Annotated in this window: 15 protein-coding genes; 9 read left to right on the top strand and 6 right to left on the bottom strand. The window is 45.0% G+C overall.

Annotated features, from left to right (window positions below):
* Nucleotides 1–285 precede the first annotated feature (285 nt).
* The 5 genes from HMPREF3027_RS07745 (at nt 286) to yidC (ending at nt 6,402) form a co-directional block, all read left to right on the top strand.
* Entirely contained in the window at nt 286–1,230 is a 945-nt protein-coding gene (locus HMPREF3027_RS07745) for a hypothetical protein (protein WP_141756263.1), read from the top strand.
* 559 nt (nt 1,231–1,789) lie between these two features.
* Nucleotides 1,790–2,110 (top strand): hypothetical protein, encoded by a 321-nt coding sequence (locus tag HMPREF3027_RS07735; RefSeq protein ID WP_070707904.1) that lies wholly within the window; start codon nt 1,790–1,792, stop codon nt 2,108–2,110.
* Between the two features lie 76 nt (nt 2,111–2,186).
* Nucleotides 2,187–2,762 (top strand): hypothetical protein, encoded by a 576-nt coding sequence (locus HMPREF3027_RS07730; protein ID WP_246830562.1) that lies wholly within the window; start codon nt 2,187–2,189, stop codon nt 2,760–2,762.
* A 133-nt stretch (nt 2,763–2,895) separates the two neighbouring features.
* A complete protein-coding gene (locus HMPREF3027_RS07725; protein ID WP_083317558.1) occupies nt 2,896–4,521 on the top strand; it encodes a CTP synthase in 1,626 nt (541 codons plus the stop codon).
* Between the two features lie 9 nt (nt 4,522–4,530).
* Nucleotides 4,531–6,402 (top strand): membrane protein insertase YidC, encoded by a 1,872-nt coding sequence (gene yidC / locus HMPREF3027_RS07720; RefSeq protein WP_070707903.1) that lies wholly within the window; start codon nt 4,531–4,533, stop codon nt 6,400–6,402.
* Between the two features lie 69 nt (nt 6,403–6,471).
* Here yidC and mutL read toward each other — a convergent pair whose 3' ends face one another.
* Nucleotides 6,472–8,331, bottom strand: coding sequence for a DNA mismatch repair endonuclease MutL (gene mutL / locus HMPREF3027_RS07715; RefSeq protein ID WP_070707902.1), 1,860 nt, complete (start codon nt 8,329–8,331; stop codon nt 6,472–6,474).
* A complete protein-coding gene (locus tag HMPREF3027_RS07710; RefSeq protein WP_018027556.1) occupies nt 8,324–8,707 on the bottom strand; it encodes a hypothetical protein in 384 nt (127 codons plus the stop codon). Before HMPREF3027_RS07710 ends, mutL begins: the two co-directional genes overlap by 8 nt.
* Before the next feature lie 162 nt (nt 8,708–8,869).
* Between HMPREF3027_RS07710 and HMPREF3027_RS07705 the strand changes: the two genes are divergently transcribed.
* The 4 genes from HMPREF3027_RS07705 (at nt 8,870) to HMPREF3027_RS07685 (ending at nt 14,445) form a co-directional block, all read left to right on the top strand.
* Nucleotides 8,870–9,091 (top strand): DUF2795 domain-containing protein, encoded by a 222-nt coding sequence (locus tag HMPREF3027_RS07705; RefSeq protein WP_018027555.1) that lies wholly within the window; start codon nt 8,870–8,872, stop codon nt 9,089–9,091.
* A gap of 229 nt (nt 9,092–9,320) precedes the next feature.
* On the top strand, nt 9,321–9,989 hold the full coding sequence (locus HMPREF3027_RS07700) for a carbohydrate-binding family 9-like protein (protein ID WP_021903826.1): 669 nt from the start codon (nt 9,321–9,323) through the stop codon (nt 9,987–9,989).
* Between the two features lie 710 nt (nt 9,990–10,699).
* Nucleotides 10,700–12,520 carry a thiol-activated cytolysin family protein gene (locus tag HMPREF3027_RS07690; protein WP_168165886.1) on the top strand — a complete coding sequence of 607 codons (1,821 nt, stop codon included), beginning with the start codon at nt 10,700–10,702 and terminating at the stop codon, nt 12,518–12,520.
* A gap of 53 nt (nt 12,521–12,573) precedes the next feature.
* The gene (locus HMPREF3027_RS07685) at nt 12,574–14,445 is read left to right on the top strand and encodes a thiol-activated cytolysin family protein (protein ID WP_070707899.1); all 1,872 of its coding nucleotides are present in this window, start codon (nt 12,574–12,576) and stop codon (nt 14,443–14,445) included.
* A 116-nt stretch (nt 14,446–14,561) separates the two neighbouring features.
* On the opposite strand, the gene ribH is transcribed toward HMPREF3027_RS07685, so the two are convergent.
* From ribH to galE, 4 genes are all read right to left on the bottom strand, one after another.
* Nucleotides 14,562–15,053 carry a 6,7-dimethyl-8-ribityllumazine synthase gene (gene ribH, locus HMPREF3027_RS07680; protein WP_018027550.1) on the bottom strand — a complete coding sequence of 164 codons (492 nt, stop codon included), beginning with the start codon at nt 15,051–15,053 and terminating at the stop codon, nt 14,562–14,564.
* A 93-nt stretch (nt 15,054–15,146) separates the two neighbouring features.
* The gene (mutY, locus tag HMPREF3027_RS07675) at nt 15,147–16,256 is read right to left on the bottom strand and encodes an A/G-specific adenine glycosylase (protein WP_083317556.1); all 1,110 of its coding nucleotides are present in this window, start codon (nt 16,254–16,256) and stop codon (nt 15,147–15,149) included.
* 6 nt (nt 16,257–16,262) lie between these two features.
* Nucleotides 16,263–17,216 (bottom strand): ribose-phosphate pyrophosphokinase, encoded by a 954-nt coding sequence (locus HMPREF3027_RS07670; RefSeq protein WP_021903820.1) that lies wholly within the window; start codon nt 17,214–17,216, stop codon nt 16,263–16,265.
* Between the two features lie 52 nt (nt 17,217–17,268).
* Nucleotides 17,269–18,294 (bottom strand): UDP-glucose 4-epimerase GalE, encoded by a 1,026-nt coding sequence (galE, locus tag HMPREF3027_RS07665; RefSeq protein ID WP_070707898.1) that lies wholly within the window; start codon nt 18,292–18,294, stop codon nt 17,269–17,271.
* Nucleotides 18,295–18,572 lie beyond the last annotated feature (278 nt).

The following is an 18,572-nucleotide window of genomic DNA, read 5'->3' as shown; positions in this document are numbered from 1 at the left end:
AAGCATTTGCTGAGATGCAACTAACCGATTGCTTTGTTGCATCTCGGCAGACGATAATATAGAGTGTTGGATATCAGTTGGTTATAAAAGTTCGGAAAATGGCCCATATCTAGTGGAGATTTTTAATGATGCAACCAATAAACAAGCTCTAAATTATGTGCAGAATATTAATCCAAGGCCCTAAAAAAACACCAGTGTAAAAAACAATAACTATATAACTGGAAAAATATAAGTAAATTGCACTAGTAATTTGAATCCACACTGAAATTAGACGGGAAAAAGAGAATGAAAGAGAGAGTGATCTGTTTATTAGTGCTTGTGCTTGTTTCGAGCGCAACACTAGTGTTTGGTCAAGATAAAATACTTGACTATTGGGATAAGAAGGAAGTATTACCTGACTCTGTAATTTGTTCTGGTCAGCCACTGGGATCGTCAATTCCTGAAAATATTGTTTTGGATTACTTGTGCAATACTAGAAATGATTACTTTAATCCGAACAGTAGATATAGGTTACGATATTATCCTGTTTGCAAAGTCGAAGCGAGTAGCTATTGGCTATTAATGTATGCAATAACAGATGGTTACTCACGAGATTACTATATAGCTTCTTACATCCCATCTGAAAATCGAATAGCATACAAGATCCATGTATACAGCACAGTTTGCTGTGATCTGCCTACAATTTTTTACAAGCTAAAAGGGGATTCGATTGAAGTCTATCGTAAGATCCCTAAGATAGAAGATTATCCGGGAGAAGATATTATACAGGAAATCTATAGATTGGATAGTTCATTGAGTTTAATTTCAAGAAATCCTCCAGAATATGACTTTATTCAGATTCAACCTGAAGATATTATACCTGTCTTCCAGGTGAATAGAGCAACCAATGAAACGACAATTACATATAATATCGAAGGGATAAGTAGTGAAGGTGCAGAGGCTAAAGTAACTTATGTAAACGGGAAAATATCAAGGAGCATTACAACTGTTTATGGGGAAACAGGACAGGCAACAATAATATATGAGTTTGGAGCTGAAAAGATAAAGGTGTTGGAGACTAAATACTCCTATAAGAGTAGGAATGAGGAGGTGGAGTCGGATAGTGATTTGTCGTTGGATTACAAGATAAGTTACTTCATCAATTATGATGGGGAAATTGTAGGAGCAGAGGCTCCGGAGCATATTGATATTTTTCAAGAATTTCAAAGAGTAGTTCCCTTTGAATTATAGGAATTTGAATCAAATGAATAGTAGTTATATAGGAGTGGTGGTTGCCATCTTGATGGCTTTGTTGTGTTTGAGTTGCAGTCCTCAATTATGTTTACAAAAGAGGACTAGTAGATTGGTCGATCAGCTTCTTTTGAGTAACGATTCAATCTATGTCTATTCGGTAGCATTTAATAATTACAACCTGCTCTGGTTCCATCATGGAAACTCAATACAGGCATATATGATTAAGCCATATCATGCCAAAAAGTATCCATTAATACCAGCTGAAAATTTTACTCTCCACTCTGATAGTGTAGATTATTTTGATAGATCTCTTGATAAAGATGTTGAGTGTTTTAGGCATATGCTTGATGGGGAAAGTATTGAATTATACCTCAAAGGAGGAGTAATATTGGATAGCAGCGTGGATACACAATGCTTATTCAATAAAAAGTATATGAGGGGGAGCTTCCCTTATCAGCTTCAATATGACCTCTTTAAACTAGGGCGAGCCCCAAAGGGGTATAACTTTGAGGAAGTGTACTCGAAATAGGGAGTTAGCTATGCAGTTAAAGTAGATATGGAAAAGCAAAATAAAGCATCCAATAGGCTTCCTTCAATCCTTTCTTTTATTGCGACTTTTCTCTTAATGATTCGGGTGTTTAACTTTTGGCTTGGCACAAAAGAGGATTGGCTGATGGCGATGAGAGAGCCATCCTTTTTAGTCATGAGAATTGCGATGACCTTTTTAATCGGGTTGGTGGTGTGCTTTTTATTGGAGTTTATCCTTTTGCGTTTATCATCTTTATGTGGGATTAGATACTTCAGAGCAACTCGTGTCGTAACCAAGATTTTAGTTGTACTCACAGAAGCATTAGTAGTCAGCCTGCTTTCATTGTAACTGCAAGCTATCCAGAAAAATTATCGTACCTTTGACTATCCTTATGTCTTCAATATATAGACCTAAATAATTGCGTATGAGGCTATTTATATTACTATTTTCACTTATCGTTTGCTCCAATATTTGGGGGCAAACAGTAAGCTTGCCTATGGTTCCCTTGAGTATCAACTTGAAGTATATTAATCAAACGGACTCTTTGGGTAAAAAAGATGGGTATTGGTGTGAAGTTTCTGATGATATTGTTACACTATGTCTCTATGCTGGTGGAGTTAAAAACGGCTTTGCTCAAGTATACAGAAAGGTGGGACAAGATAAATATTATCTTGAAGCTTCAGGATATTACCATAATGATAGGCAGGCGAATCAATGGCTATTGTTTTATGCTAATGGTATGGTGTCTACTTCCCAAACCAAAATCTCAAAGAACACTCACTTTTTGAAAGAGGCACGAAAAATTGGATTCTATGAGCCGAAATCCACATCGCAGTGTTATATGGTCAATTATGATATTAATGGCAAAGTTGAATCGGAAGGATGGTGGATATATGGAGATGATGTAGAAGCTGATGGAGAGGAGGTGGGCTTGTGGAAATACTACACGCCTCAAGGGGTTAAAGTTGTAGATAAGTCTCGGGGGTATTTAGCGCCATGATGGTGATGTTATCTTTGAGGGGTTCGGTATTTTTCATTACCTTTGCGATTGAATGGAGTAGGGGGTTGTTGGCTCCTGCTTCCTTTTTTTGTTTTTACCAAAAGTAATAGAGAGATAGGAGGTCTCGAGAGTGATGATGAAGCGTGATGCGAGGTATATATTTGTGACAGGTGGTGTGGTCTCTTCGCTTGGGAAGGGTATTGTGGCGGCTTCGCTTGGGAAGCTCCTTCAGAGCCGTGGCTATAGCGTAACGATCCAGAAGTTTGACCCCTATATTAATGTAGACCCTGGCACCCTCAACCCCTACGAGCATGGCGAGTGCTATGTGGCAGAGGATGGTCATGAGGCCGACCTCGACCTTGGGCATTATGAGCGCTTCCTAGACATTCGTACCTCTCGGGATAATAATGTGACCTCGGGTAGAATCTATCAGAATGTGATTCAGCGGGAGCGGCGGGGTGACTTCCTCGGTAAGACGGTGCAGGTGGTCCCTCATATCACCGATGAGATTAAGCGCAATGTGAAGCGGCTGGGCCTCACCGGTAAGTACGACTTTGTGATCACCGAGATAGGGGGTACGGTGGGGGATATCGAGAGCTTGCCTTTCCTAGAGAGTGTGCGGCAGCTGAAGTGGGAGCTGGAGGACAGGTGTATGGTGGTGCACCTCACCTATGTGCCCTATATCAAGGCGGCAGGTGAGGTAAAGACCAAACCGACACAGCACTCGGTAAAACAGCTACAGGAGGAGGGAATTCAGCCCGATATGCTGGTGCTCCGGACGGAGATGAAGCTAGATGAGGGCATTCTGAATAAGGTGGCGCTCTTCTGCAATGTGCCTAAGCGTGCGGTGGTACAGAGCTATGATGTGCCTTCGATCTACGAGGTGCCTCTGGTGATGCAGGAGCAGGGTGCTGATGAGGTATTGCTTCGGAAGTTTGGCATGGAGGTAGGCCCTAAGCCCGAGATGAAGGAGTGGCGTGCCTTTATTGACCTGATGAATAAAGCCAAGGAGCACATTAATATTGCGCTAGTGGGTAAGTATGTGGAGCTACAGGACGCCTATAAATCGATCGATGAATCGCTACAGCAATCGGCAATCTACAATGGTCGGAAGCTGAACCTAGTGCATGTGCAGTCGGAAACGCTCACGGAGGCGACTGTGGCGGAGCAGCTCTCCAAGGTGGATGGGGTGATCATTGCCCCTGGCTTTGGGGCGAGAGGTACGGAGGGGAAGCTGGTGGCGATCCGCTATTGTAGGGAGCACAATATGCCTACCTTTGGCATCTGCCTAGGGATGCAGATGATGATGGTGGAGGGGGCTCGGAATGTGCTAGGATTGGAGGATGCCAATTCGGCGGAGATGGAGCCCAATACTGCCAACCCTGTGATTGACCTGATGGATGAGCAGAAGTCGGTGGTGAACCTTGGGGGTACGATGCGCCTCGGGGCGTATGAGTGCCATCTGAAGAAGGGGAGCAAGGTGGCTGAGGCGTATGGCAAGCAGGAGATCAGTGAGCGCCATAGGCACCGCTATGAATTCAATAATAAGTATGAGGAGGCATTTGAGCAGGCTGGCTATGTGCTATCGGGCAAGAATAGCGACACTGGACTGGTAGAGGTGGTGGAGCGTCCCGACCTGGACTGGTTTATAGGGGTGCAATTTCACCCTGAGTACTCGAGTACGCTGCTCAATCCTCACCCACTATTTATGTCGTTTATGAGGGCTGCGATCAAGCATGCCGAGAATAGAAGCAAATAAGTTTTATTGATGGATAAAAATACGATTGCAGCGATTGTGCTGATGGGATTGGTCTTGGTGGTTTTCTCCTATTTGGGGAGGCCATCACAGGCGGAGATAGAGGCACAGCGTAGATACAATGACTCCATTGCTGCCGTGCATCAGGCGGAGATGGAGGCGGCGGAGGCACTGATTGCTAAGCCTGTGGAGAGTGATGCGCTGGAGGTGGCGGGGCTTACGGAAGAGGAGAAGGATTCTCTCTTACTCGCCAAGGCGAAGATGAACTACGGTGAGCTAGCTACTGCTACTTCTGGTGAGGAGCAGACTTTTGTGCTGGAGAATGATAGTGTCGCCTACCATTTTAGCACCAAGGGCGGTTTTTTGGTGGGTAGTGAGCTGAAAACCTACACCGATTTTCAGAAGCAGCCAATTCGGTTGATTCGTCCCGAGGAGGCGTCGTTTGGTTTTAGTTTTATTACCCGTACCAATCGGGTGGTGAGCACGAAGGATCTCTATTTTGAGCCTGAGCAGATTGGACCGAACCGATTGCGCATGACGCTTCATAGTGAGGGTGGGGCGAGCCTTAGCTTTCTTTATACCCTGGAGCCTAACTACCTCCTTGATGTGCAGATTGAGAGTAACGGTTTTGACCAAGTGGTGGCTCCGAATGCCCCATACCTTGATGCGATGATGAATATGCCTATTTATCAAAATGAAAAGGCAGCAAAGACGGAGCAGCGGTACTCTGGTATCTCGTACGAGACCGCATCGGGCAGCGTGGAGAAGCTGAGCACCTCTAAGAGTGTGGAAGAAAATATCAGTGGGCGTGCTAAGTGGGTTGCCTTTAGAGATATGTTTTTCTCTACGATCTTCTACAGTCCGAATGGTCTGGAGTCGGTGGAGCTCATTAGCGATGTAAAGGATGCGAAGGGAGGCAGTGGTATCCTAAAGCAGATGGAGGCGAAGTATGTGATCCCAGTAGGAAATGAGGGTATTTCGATGAAGATCTATGTGGGACCTAATGACTACAACCTGCTGAAGGAGCTGGATGAGACGTTGGGTGGTGAGACGCACCTCTCTAAGGTGGTGGAGATGGGTGGATGGTTTAGATTCATCAATATCTGGATTATTCAGCCGGTCTTTAACTTCCTAGAGAAGTTTATCAGTAGCTATGGTCTTATCATCTTATTACTCACTATCTTTATTAAGCTATTGGTGCTTCCCTTTACCTACAAGAGCTACCAATCGCAAGCCAAGATGAGGGTGCTACGTCCGCAGGTGGATGCGATCAATGAGAAGTACCCTGGTGAGGAGAATATGATGAAGCGACAGCAGGAGACGATGGCACTCTACCGAAAGGTGGGGGTGAGCAGTATGGGCGGTTGCTTGCCGATGCTTCTACAGATGCCTATCTTGATGGCGATGTACCAGTACTTCCCTACGAGTATCAACTTGAGGGGGCAGAGCTTCCTTTGGGCTAATGACCTCTCGACCTACGATGATGTGCTGAGCTGGGGCTTTAATGTGCCTTTGATTGGGGACCACTTGAGCTTATTCTGCTTGATCATGACGGTGGTGCAGATATTCTATATGAATATGACGCAGCGTGCTTCGGGTCAGAGTATGCCAGGAATGAAGTTGATGCCGTGGATTATGGGTATTATGCTCTTTTTCTTCCTCAATGAAAATGCGGCGGCACTTAGTTACTACCTGCTACTATCGATGCTGATTTCGATACTGCAGACACAGATATTTAAGTGGACCACTAATGATGAGAAGCTACTGGCTGAGCTAGAGGCTAATAAGAAGAAGCCTAAGAAGAAGTCCAAGTGGATGGCTCGCCTAGAGGAGATGCAGAAGCAACAGGAGCAGATGCTCCGTGAGCAACAAAAGAAGAAATGATTGTCATTAAATAGAGTACGCCTCGGAATCGCTTACCGATTCCGAGGCGTACTCTATTTATTAGCTGACTTAGAAGCGCTGGTCTAGTTCCTTGTGGGTGAGGATGGAGATGATGGTTTTTCCTTCGGGAGTGACGAGGTGCTCGGGCAGCTCCATAAGTTGTGTGATTAGCTCTTGAGCCTCTTCGGGAGTAAACTTGGAGGGGCTTTGCTCTACCCTAAAGTGAATGAGCTGTCTGAGTAGTGCCTCGAGGATGTTTTCCTCTTGTCCTTTACTGCCACCGCTACACTCTGTGAGTAACTGTATGAGTAGTAGCTCTTCACTTCCAGCCGAGATACCATCGGGGATCGCGTTGATAGTAAAGGCATTTTGCCCCATATCGGAGATGTCAAAGCCAATGCGTGCGAGAAGCTCTTGATGTTTTTTGAGGAGGTCGGTCTCCTTGGCACTTAGTTCTATCAGTGATGGGAATAGCAGTCGCTGTGACGTAGCTCCGCCGGCTTTGTAGCCTCTCTTGACCTGCTCATAATATATCTTGTAGCGCACCCGTGAGAGGTCGGCAATGGCTAAGCCCATAGGGTGACTAAATAGCGCATACTTGCCATAGATCATTGGTCTAGGCACCTCAATGGAGGTGGTACTCTCCTCGGTAGGTGCCGTGATCAGCGGGTTTTGATGGGGTGCTTGTGACTTGGTGTGCAATCGTTGGGACTCAAACTCTTCATAAAACTTATCCCAATCCGATAGGTCTGGCATCTTGAAGTCGCTTTCTAGGAGCTGTATATTTTGTGCCGTATCGCCTCTGCTATTCATCTTGCTCGACACCTCTACCTCGGGTGAGATGGTAGGGGGCTCGGGGAAGAAGTCGCTATCATTCCGTTGTTTTGCTACAGGAATATCCAGAGGATTATGTGTGTCGAAGTCTAGTGAAGGTACTGCTGCGCCCATCATCAGTACTTCTCGGATGGAGGAGTAGAGGATGGAGGCGATATCTGTCTCTGCCTCAAACTTGATCTCTGTCTTGGTCGGGGAAATATTGACATCAATGGAGGCGGGATCTACCGTGAGGAAAATGAAGTACTCGGGGCTCTCTCCCTCGGGCATTAGGCCTCCATACGCATTGAGCACCATCCGATGGAAGTAGGGGTGCTTCATGTATCGCTCATTGACAAAGAAGTATTGCTGTGCCCCTCTTTTACGCCCCGCAGTATTCTTTGTAACAAAACCACGAATCTGCACGAGTGGCGTCTCCATGTCAATGGTGAGCAAATTATCCTGTAGCCTTTTGCCAAAGATATCAATGATCCGTTGCTTTGGAGAAGTAGGGTCGAGGCGTAAGGTAATCGTCTCATTGTGCCGAAGAGTAAAGGCAATGCGCGGCCTCACTGCTGCAATATTCTGCACCTCATTGATGATGTGTCGGAACTCCGTTTCGTCAGTTTTAAGAAACTTTCGGCGGGCTGGTACATTAAAGAATAGGTGCTTTATGGCAAAGTTGGCACCTACAGAGCAGACTACCGGCTCGCTACTCACCACTTTAGAGCCCTCTAGCTCTATCCGTATCCCTTGCTCAGAGTCTTCGGTGCGGGTTTGTAGTACCACATGCGATACCGCTGCAATTGAGGGAAGAGCTTCACCTCTAAAGCCCATCGTGGTGAGGGCAAAGAGGTCGTCGGCTTTGCGTATTTTGCTCGTGGCATGTCGCTCAAAGGCCATTCGTGCATCTATCGGTGCCATCCCTTTGCCATTATCTATGACTTGGATGAGTGTCCGGCCTGCCTCTTTAATTTCAATTTGTATCTCAGTGGCACCAGCGTCAACCGCATTCTCCACCAGCTCTTTGATGACTGAGGCTGGGCGCTGAATCACCTCGCCAGCAGCGATTTGATTGGCGATATTATCGGGTAAAAGTTTGATGAGACTATCCATTGATGCCTAGTAAGCTACCTATTTGTTGAAATCCTTGTAAAATGTATCGCATCAATCCTGAGTCGGAATTGCGGAGTAATGACAAGAGTAATACCGCTCCTAAAATCAGGAGTATGATAGGTGTGCGATTGGCCTCGGCAAAGGACTTCTTACGCACCCCCTCCTTGCCGTACTTTTGGAGTACCTCTGACTGCCGGCGAAAGGAGCCTTTGAGCTCCTCTTTAATATCCTCGGCATTCACTTCGTCGGTGAGGCCGAGCTCTCTTCGTATGCGACGGCGGCGCTTCTCATCCTCCTCTTTCTTGGGGTCGTAGTAGCGGTAGACGTATCTAAATTTACTTGGCTTCGGTTGTTTGTAAAAGTTCCCTATACCCATATATCTCTATATCCTATTCATGTTTTGGTAATAGACAAAGATAACAATTCCTTGGGAGATTACTTCTTGGCGGTCGTACTATTTGTAATTGTGGAGAAAAGTGTTATCTTTACACTCGCAATTGCAAAATGCTTTAATATTAATGATTTTAGAGTATCAACTATGTATTGGACACTTGAACTAGCCTCTAAGCTCGACGATGCCCCATGGCCGGCGACTAAAGATGAATTGATCGACTACGCACAGCGTACGTGTGCTCCTATGGAGGTGATTGAAAATCTTCAAGAGATAGAGGATGATGAGATGATTTACGATAATATTGAGGAGATTTGGCCTGACTATCCAAGTAAGGAGGATTTCTTTTTCAATGAAGAGGAGTACTGATCTCACCCCTCTATTTTAATAATGATACAATACCCTTCTCCAAGAGAGGAAATCTTTGGGGAAGGGTATTCTATGATTGTCCACAAGGCTCTTCAAATGTGATATATTACACGCAGCTAGGCGCCTATATCCCGTAGTTAGTTATTTTTTAGAATAAAATAGTGGAGATGTCGGATATTTAAGTATATTTGGAGCAAATCTTAGATAGTCAAATAATATTTATATTGCCATGGATTCATTTAAGTATGTCATACCTTTTCTGCCCGTATTGGATGCATTGGATCTTTCATCTCAAGAAATGGTGATGGAGACCAAAGCATTGCGTCTGCCCATTATGACAGCCAATTGGCCTGATGAATATCCTTATAAACCAGTGACAATAGCAGATTTAGCCTATTCTACTAAGGGTATTTACTGTCGCTTTTGGAGCAAAGGGATAGGTCTTAAGGCTAGCTACGCTGAGGATGGCAATAGAGTGCACGAGGATAGCTGTGTAGAGATATTCTTACAGGTGCCGGGCGAGAAGCGGTATTATAACTTTGAATTCAATTGTATCGGTACTTGTGATGCGGCTCATAGAGCTAGTCGGTACGTCAGCTCCTCTCTTTCAAGTGCAGAGTATAGCTCTATCAAGCGAGTAACGAGTGAGCGAATGGGCTTAATATTTGACCGTCCACAGGGGGTGCATACTTTTTGGGTTTCGGTATTTATCCCATTCGAGATTCTGGGATTGGATATTAATAGAGAGCCATTTCCCAATCATCTTTTGGCTAATCTCTACAAGTGTGGCGATAAGACGGCAGCTCCACACTTCGTCTCTTGGATGCCTGTAAAGGCTGATAAACCGGATTTCCACCGTCCAGAGTACTTCTATCCACTCTACTTTGGTGAACGATAATTAAATCTAGATATATATTTCCAGACAAGTTAGGCGAGGCTTATGCTTCGCCTTTTTTGTTGGGACTGTTTCACGAAAGCAACGAAGCTGATCGCCTTAGTGCAAAGTCTCAGCACATTCGACCAAAAGTTCGAGATAGCCCCTTCATACATCATTCCCAATTTGTCTACTCTTTCAGGAATAGAGGAGACATAGTGTCTACCCTTTCAGGAATGCGATAATATACCGACCTCATATTCCGCATAGGGTGCGGAATGCATTCCGTATGCGTGCGGAACGTATTCCGTAGCCCTGCGGAATCCATTCCGCACGCATACGGAATATGAGGTTGATACAAGAAGGGTTTGTTGACGAAACGAAGGACACCATTTAGAGTTAGTACTTCGGTAGAGATCCTTACTCAAAATGACAACGTACGTGGAACGCTCTCTAGTTTTGTGATTTATGTTCCATTATATGTTGCCTTAAGATTTGCTTTAAGCACGATATGTAGGTTAAATGTATTAATATTATGTATAAAGTTAAATAGAACAGACTTTTGCCGACCTATTTGTTGCCAAAAGTTGATTTTTACTGCCTTTTTCTTGGCTATGTTATTAATAATTATAATATTTGCATCATGAAATAAATGCAACGATATTAATTTGGATACTAATACCAGAGCAATACTAACAATATTCATATTAACTGATAGATAGATGTTGAAAAAGATGAAAACATTCAAATGGACCCTATTGGCTGCAACGCTCTCTTTGGGCTTAGTGCAATGTACCAATCTTCCTACTCAAGTTACAAAGGAGATTGAGAAGGAGGTCGAGAAGAAGATCGACGAGAAGAAAGTTGAGGATGAGACTCCTAATAATCCTGGAGAGAATCCTGATAACCCCAACAACCCTAACCTCCTTACGGGTGATGCTATAATCAACACACTACGAACTTATGCCGTTCCTAATGGTATGTTTGCAGGTGATGATACCCAAGGCAAAAAAGTGGTGGAGACAAAGTCTCTGCCCGGTGATGGCAAAATCTACAATAATAATGGAGTGCTTACCGACCCTAATATCGGTAATGAGCCTGGTAGCGGGTACGAAGGTGATAAACTGCTAGATGGCGTAAAGCTATATCGTAATAAGAAGCGCTACGAAAAAGCTACCTATAGTGAGCCATTGGTGCTAGCTCAGTACCTGGAGAGTGTCTACCCAGGTATGGTACTAAAGAGTGACCAGATCACCAACGGTGCTTTTGCTACTGTGGCACAATACGCTGTGAATCCTATAACGATCTCTGGTAACTGGCTTGCTACTCAAGGGACTGATGCTACATCTCTCAAGTCAAAGGTGATCGAGGTACCTTCTACCTCTACTTATAGAGACGCTTTGATTGATGTGTTCCAGGGTTTCCCAGAGGAGTCGGCTGTGAAGACCACTCTTGATATTCAGGAGGTTGATATCAGCCACGAAGGGGGTATCTCTGCCAAGTATAATCAAAAGACCTTGATGGATCTAGGGTTCGAACTTGATGCTAATGTTTCAAAGTATAAGAGCCACCTCTTAGTACGCTTTGTTCAGAATCTATTTACCGTGTCCATGGATTTACCACAGTATGGTCTCCTTCACAATATAAATACTGAGGGGCTTAATGGTTATAAGCCAGTCTATGTGAGTGATATCCACTACGGACGTATTTGCTATGCGCTCTTCTCTAGTGATGCTCTTGCTGTGGACCTACGTGCTAGTGTTGAGGCAATGCAAAAGATGATCTTTGGTATGAGCCAAGGAGGTGGTGGTAGCTTCAACTATAGCCATGTTATGGACGATTCACAGGTGCAATATGTGGTAATTGGTGGAAGCCAGCAAGATCATACAGCATTGATGACATCTGGTACAGGACTTAAGAACATCCTTGCACAGCCTATCAATATCCGTAATGCAGCTCCGATTGCTATTAATCTTAGATTCGTAGATGATAATTCTCGTGCTCGTGTGATGAAGGCTACTGAGATGCCACTACAAGAGGCTATCTTTATTCCAAACAAGCAAAATACACTTGAATTCGGAGCGCAGCTTACCGGTATCAAAGCTACTTACGCCAAGTTCAAGAAGGCCAATGTGGCTGGAGAAGTGAGCATCAAGATTCCTACTGCTGTTGGCTATAAAACTATTACTTTGCTCAACAACACCAAGAAAAATCCTCTTATCATTGAGACGGGTGATAGCTTTAGAGATGTACGCAATAGTACCAATAAGGAAAGTGCCCATGTCCTACTTTCTAGCTTTGCCAATAAAGATAAGGCAGGTTATTACGATGAACCTGTTGAGATCCATGTGAAGCTCAACTTTGCTGGTATGAATGGCCTTATTGATGGCAAGGAGCTAATAGAGCTCAATATCAAGAAGCCTCTTCGCGACTTTATCTTCGACTGCCAGGATGGGGTATTACAGGTAGAGACCAAGGGACTTGGGGCTGGCATCAATTATAGCGTAGCCCTTGATATTAGGCTAGATCCTGTGGTTACTGGTAATTATCAGTAATCCAACTTATCAATGAGCACAATCTTTTTTCCAACAATAATAACTGGAAAAGTATGAAAAAGAATAATATATTAGCATTGATGCTAACAGGTGCCCTTATAGCTTCGTCAATTGGCTGTACTCAAAATATTATTGTAACTCCTGACGAGAAGAAGGAGGAGGTCAATAAAAAAGAGGAGCCAAAGGATGGTGAAGGGCAGAACAACCCAGAGAATAACCCAGGCAACACTCCAGGGGAAAATGGTGATAATAATAATGACAATACACCTGGTGTTGAGCCGGAAATTCCTGTCAATCCAATCCCTGTACCAGCTGGGCTTAAGGGTCTAAGAGCTGCTCCTGGAATTGAAGAGATCAAGAGCGGTCAGCGTACCTACTTCAATTATAATAGTGGAAGTGATATGAATCTTTTCCACGATTATGCAGTAGGAGTACCACCTGTTACATTTGATAATAATGGCGCGGCATTCCGTCAAATGCTATTGCAGTCCAATAGAGAGGGGGTGACCATCTCTAGAACGCGCAATGCCAATCGAGATGACTTCCTCTATTCTGAGCAGTTCGTATTTGATCGTAAGAGCGATCAAATCTTTTTGGGTAATGTGTTGCAAGGCCGTTCGGTATCCGATGGTAGTTTTGTCCCTCTAGCAGGGGTCATTACTCAGCCTATTACTATCTCTACAGCCCTTGTCTCTACAGGTAATCCCATTCACTCACAGATCATTATGCCAAAGCTTAGTCAGTACCGCGATGTGGTTAATGGCTGGATGAGCAATGATTTTAAGCCTTCTGCAGCACGTACCAGCACAGAGATTAGAGATATCAAGATCTCAGAAGAGAGTGGTACCAATAGTGGCTTTAATATTGATGGGCTCTCTGAATATCTACAGAATATTGGCTTCAAGCTAGAAATTGCACGTATTAAGAGGCGTACCAATATATTGGTGAAGTTTATTCAATCGGCTTATAGCGTTGCTATGGACCGACCCAATGGTTGTCTCGTGATGGATTACGACTTACAAGCCTATTTGAAAGATCGTAGTCGTCCGCTCTACATCAGTAATATCGAGTATGGAAGAGCCTACTATATTATGATTTCTAGCAACTACTCTAGCGATGAGGTCAAAGCTGCTTTTAATCTAAGTGGTAAGGGAGCTACTGAAGGATCTATGTGGAGTGCCTTCTCCGAGAGTTATTACAAGAAGATCCGTGACGAAGCCATTGTCAATGCCTCTATGGTAGGCGGTACTAGTTTTGATCATGGTGTGCTGATAGCACAAGGGTGGGAAGCCTTTAAGCAATCACTAGCCAATCAATTTCCACTTACTGCTGCTGAGCCAATTGCTATAGGGCTCAACTTCGTGGACAACAATGCTCCTGCTCAGGTCCACTACACTGGCACAGCCAATACCAAGGAGAGTATATTCATTCCTAAGTGTAAGGAATTACGTGTGAAGATGAATGCTTCAGGTATCCGTGCTACAGCAGGGTTTAAGGGTATTGGTAAAGTTCGTGTCTATGGAAAGGGATACATCTCTGTTCCAGGAAGGGGACGCCAACAGTTCTTTAATATTCCTCAGAGTTCCTATCTCAATCTTGAGAAGGGAATGGATGAATTTGTAGTGCCTAGTGGCCGCCTTGATTTCACTAAAGTTACCGAGATAAAAATCCCTATGTTTGGAAGCTCTCACTCAATGGAGCGAAGACTTAATCAAGAGGTAACAATTGATCTCGAGCTCAATCACTCAGGTGCCTATGGTTCTGGTCATGAGGGTTTAGGAAAGCTACAAGTCAAGATGACTCTTGCAGAGTTCCTATTCTACTGTCAGGATGGAGGTTTTACCATTTCCACTCGTGAAAATAGACTTATTGACTTCCAAGGAGAAATTAGAATACAGCTAGAGCCTTTTACGGTTATAAGTTAATATGAAAGAGAGTGTTGTATGCGTGCCACGCATGCAACACTCTCAACTTATAATTACCCAAACTACTGACAAAAAAGAGGGACCTCGTCAAGGTCCCTCTTTTTGGTCAGTAGTTTTTAGAATCTTAGCATCTTGAGGGCAGTGACAGCTGCCTCTACCCCCTTATTGCCTAGCTTGCCACCAGCACGATCGAGGGCTTGTTGCTTATCGTTGGTAGTTAGCACACCATTGATAATAGGTACGTAGGTAGAGCCCGATAGTTGCTTGGTATGGGTATTAAGATTGCCCAGGTTCACCATCACGCTCTCCGAAATATAGTCGAAGTGAGGGGTTTCGCCTCTGATGATGCTCCCGAGTACAATGATCGCATCACAATTGCCAAATTGGAGCGTCTTGGCGGTGGCATAAAGTAGCTCAAAACTACCAGGTACGTAGCGTACCACGATATCATCCTCTCGCACACCAAATTCACGGAGGGTCTTCACTGCTCCATCTCTTAGGGCAAAGGTGATGTCACTATTCCACTCAGAGACAATGATGGTGACTTTCTTCTTCTCTCCCGAAGGTACTTGGCTCGGGTCGTAATGGCTTAGATCTGTTGTCGACATAGATTACTTGATTTATTGATCGGTGTTTACTTATTATCTAATGACCAAAGATAAGACTTTCTGCTCGCCAATGCAAATTCAATGCAAATGTTTTCACTTGAAGTGCTTGTTCAGAAAGGCTCGTAATGGCTTTGGAAAAGCATACAGATGATGCTCGCTAATTGCTATTTGCTCTAGTGGTGCAGGGAGTGATGAGGGGAGTTCCCCTTGCCATTGATAGGTATGTACCTTGATATGTAGTAGCCGATGTGTGAGCCGATGGTCTGGCAGATCTATCGTTTCTACCAGTTTCCATTCTCCTCCATACTGCTTATGAAGTTGCTCCTCGGTGAGAATCTCTTTCTTCTGCTCGTGCATGGGGAATTGGTAGAGCCCCTTCCAAATCGTTTTCTTATCCCGTCGCTCCACCCACATTTTATCGCCATCAAGGAGTAGGAAGTAGTCAATGTGTCTGTTTTCTACTGCTGTCTTCTTTGCCTTGATAGGGAGTAGTTGCAGTAGCTCTGGCTTCTCTTTGCTGTGACAAAGCTTGGCTACAGGGCATTGGGCACAATCAGGGTTGTAGGGCGTGCAGATAGTAGCCCCTAGGTCCATCATGGCTTGATTGTACTTCCCAGCTCTTTCAGGGTCTAGAAACTCTTGGGCAAGGGCACGGTAATACTTTTGTCCAGGAGTGGTATCAATTGGAGTTTCACACGCCTCTACACGAGAAAGGACGCGGTATACATTGCCATCCACCACTGCCAAAGGTGCATTATAGGCGATACTCATGATCGCTGCAGTAGTGTAGGGACCAACCCCCTTAAGTGAGGCCACCTCTCGCTCCTCTCTTGGGAACTCGCCTCCATATGCATCCACTATCTGGCGGGCGGCAGTGAGCATATTCAGGGCTCTAGAGTAGTAGCCCAATCCTTGCCACAAGAGTAGCACCTCCTCCTCCTTCGCCTTGGCTAGAGATCGCACATCGGGGTAGGCAGTAATAAATCGGTGGTAGTAGTCCCACCCTTGTGCCACTTGCGTCTGTTGTAAAATAATCTCCGACACCCATATCTTGTATGGGTCGTCTATGCCACGCCAGGGGAGGATACGCCCATGAGCATTAAACCACTCAAGTAGCTTTAATCGGAAGAGAGACAGCTCTCCCTGTGATCGTTGGGAGCACTGTCTCTCTTCATTATTCTTATGAACTTCTTTTGAAGCCACTATTGATTACATAGAGTAAAGGTCACTGATAGATTCATGCTCTACCACACGACGAATCGCCTCGGCAAACATGGGAGCCACTGACAGGCAATTGATCTTCTCTCCACCCTTGGTGTAAGGGATCGAATTGGTGAAAATCATCTCTTTCAGTGCACTCTCCTCTATTCTGGAGGTGGCAGGGTCGCTCATCACTGGGTGGCTAGCAAGTGCCCTTACCGAGCGAGCACCATTCTCTATCATCAGGTTAGCAGCCTTGGTCATTGTGCCAGCAGTATCTACAATATCGTCTACTAGTAGCACGTCCTTGCCCTCTACATCACCAATTATGCGCATCTCAGCTACCACATTGGCACGTAGACGGAGTTTATGACAGATCACGAGAGGTACCCCGAGAGTCTTGGCATAGGTGTTGGCACGCTTAGTACCTCCTACGTCAGGAGTAGCAATCACCAGGTTTTCGTGAGAAATCTCATTCTTCTCAATCAACTCCTTTACATAGTCAACGAAGATGTTGGAGGCATAAAGGTGGTCCACTGGCACATCAAAGAAGCCTTGGATCTGGTCGGCATGTAGGTCCATCGTAATCAATCGAGAGATACCAGCCGTCTGGAGTAGATCGGCGATGAGCTTGGCACCGATAGATACTCTAGGCTTATCCTTACGGTCTTGGCGTGCCCAACCGAAGTAGGGGATAACCGCAGTAATATAGTGTGCACTTGCCCTCTTGGCAGCATCAATCATCAGGAGGAGCTCCATCAGATTGTCAGTGGTGGGTTGTGTAGACTGTACTAAGAAAATGTCCTTTCCGCGGATCGACTCCTCATAGTAGACCGCAAATTCGCCATCGGCGAAACGATCTACACGCATTTTCCCTAGTTCGCAGTCTAAGCTCTTGCAAATCTCCTCGGTAAGGTATAGGCTCTTAGTTCCCGAGAAAACGGCAAATTCATTTGGTCTCATTGCTTGTTGTAAGTTGTGTTGTTATGTAGTTTTGTTTCTTTGTTTTCTAGTTTTATGGCTTAGTGATTTTTTGTTGCCATTTCCATGCACTCTTTAGTGCCTCTTGGAGCGTGCTCTGTGCCCTCCAACCAAGTACTTCATTCGCCTTAGTTGGGTCGGCCCACACCTGCTCTATGTCCCCTTCTCGTCTTGCCCCTATCTTATGTGGCACCTTTACACCGGTTGCCTCTTCAAAGGTATGGATCAGTTCCAATACACTGGCTCCACGCCCCGTACCGATGTTGAATACCTCCAGAGGTTCAGTTGCTTTAGCCTCTAGTAGCCTATCAATTGCCACCACGTGTGCCTTCGCAAGGTCCACCACATGGATATAATCGCGGATGCAAGAGCCATCGGGTGTATTGTAGTCGTCCCCAAATACCGTCAGCTCCTTCCGAATGCCAGCTGCCGTCTGCGTTAAATAAGGAATGAGGTTTTGTGGGACTCCAAGTGGAAGCTCCCCGATCTCTGCCGAAGGGTGAGCACCGATCGGATTGAAGTAGCGTAGCAAGATGGCTCTAAAATCCACTCCAGAGTGGATGGTATCACGAATGATCTCCTCATTGATCTGCTTCGAATTGCCATAAGGCGAGGTGGCGGGTAGGATAGGTGCCTCCTCAGTTACTGGCAACTCCTTAGGCTGACCGTAGACCGTACAGGAGGAGGAGAAGACGATCCCTTTGGTGCCAAACTCCTTCATCAGCTCTAGCTGCACGATGAGCGAGAGGATATTATTGCGATAGTAAAGGAGGGGCTTCTCTACCGATTCGCCCACCGCTTTACTAGCAGCAAAGTGAATCACCCCATCTGGGCGGTGACGATCATATATCTCTCGCATCGCTGCTTGGTCGTTGCAGTCTACTTGGTAAAATGTTGGCTCCACACCCGAAATCGCTTTGATACCATTCAGTACCTCACGATTGGAGTTGGAGAGGTTGTCTACAATGATCACCTCATACCCCACGGCCTGAAGCTCCACCGTAGTGTGGCTACCAATGTAGCCCATTCCACCGGTCACTAAAATCCTTTTTGGGTTCATGCTCTATCTATCTCTGTTACTATTGACCTGCTGGTCTAAACTTTTTACAAATTTAGAGAAATAAAATGAGGTAGGCTAATCCAACGCCCACAAGCGTTGGCAGGGGTTACGCATTAGAATAGTCTTGTAAGTGGTAGTTATCGGGGTATCTATGAATAAGGAGATTGTTACTCTGAGTTCATAATTAACATTCACGGATAAATCCATACCACAAATAAGGGGGCTGATGGTCTTCGTACAACTGCCTAAAAAAGCAACAGCTAAGTGGTCAAAAGTTT

The sequence above is a fragment of the Porphyromonas sp. HMSC077F02 genome (assembly GCF_001815465.1).
Lineage (GTDB): Bacteria > Bacteroidota > Bacteroidia > Bacteroidales > Porphyromonadaceae > Porphyromonas_A > Porphyromonas_A somerae.
The sequence above is the reverse complement of the archived record's forward strand: the minus strand, read 5'-3'. Positions and strand labels throughout refer to the sequence as shown.

Bases quoted from the DNA above. Each gene is read 5' to 3' on its own strand.
- HMPREF3027_RS07745 (WP_141756263.1), top strand. From the start codon at position 286: ATGAAAGAGAGAGTGATCTGTTTATTAGTGCTTGTGCTTGTTTCGAGC.
- HMPREF3027_RS07685 (WP_070707899.1), top strand. From the start codon at position 12,574: ATGAAAAAGAATAATATATTAGCATTGATGCTAACAGGTGCCCTTATA.
- yidC (WP_070707903.1), top strand. From the start codon at position 4,531: ATGGATAAAAATACGATTGCAGCGATTGTGCTGATGGGATTGGTCTTG.
- HMPREF3027_RS07735 (WP_070707904.1), top strand. From the start codon at position 1,790: ATGGAAAAGCAAAATAAAGCATCCAATAGGCTTCCTTCAATCCTTTCT.
- HMPREF3027_RS07710 (WP_018027556.1), bottom strand. From the start codon at position 8,707: ATGGGTATAGGGAACTTTTACAAACAACCGAAGCCAAGTAAATTTAGA.
- HMPREF3027_RS07705 (WP_018027555.1), top strand. From the start codon at position 8,870: ATGTATTGGACACTTGAACTAGCCTCTAAGCTCGACGATGCCCCATGG.
- HMPREF3027_RS07700 (WP_021903826.1), top strand. From the start codon at position 9,321: ATGGATTCATTTAAGTATGTCATACCTTTTCTGCCCGTATTGGATGCA.
- mutL (WP_070707902.1), bottom strand. From the start codon at position 8,331: ATGGATAGTCTCATCAAACTTTTACCCGATAATATCGCCAATCAAATC.
- HMPREF3027_RS07690 (WP_168165886.1), top strand. From the start codon at position 10,700: ATGAAAACATTCAAATGGACCCTATTGGCTGCAACGCTCTCTTTGGGC.
- galE (WP_070707898.1), bottom strand. From the start codon at position 18,294: ATGAACCCAAAAAGGATTTTAGTGACCGGTGGAATGGGCTACATTGGT.
- ribH (WP_018027550.1), bottom strand. From the start codon at position 15,053: ATGTCGACAACAGATCTAAGCCATTACGACCCGAGCCAAGTACCTTCG.
- HMPREF3027_RS07670 (WP_021903820.1), bottom strand. From the start codon at position 17,216: ATGAGACCAAATGAATTTGCCGTTTTCTCGGGAACTAAGAGCCTATAC.
- HMPREF3027_RS07730 (WP_246830562.1), top strand. From the start codon at position 2,187: ATGAGGCTATTTATATTACTATTTTCACTTATCGTTTGCTCCAATATT.
- HMPREF3027_RS07725 (WP_083317558.1), top strand. From the start codon at position 2,896: ATGATGAAGCGTGATGCGAGGTATATATTTGTGACAGGTGGTGTGGTC.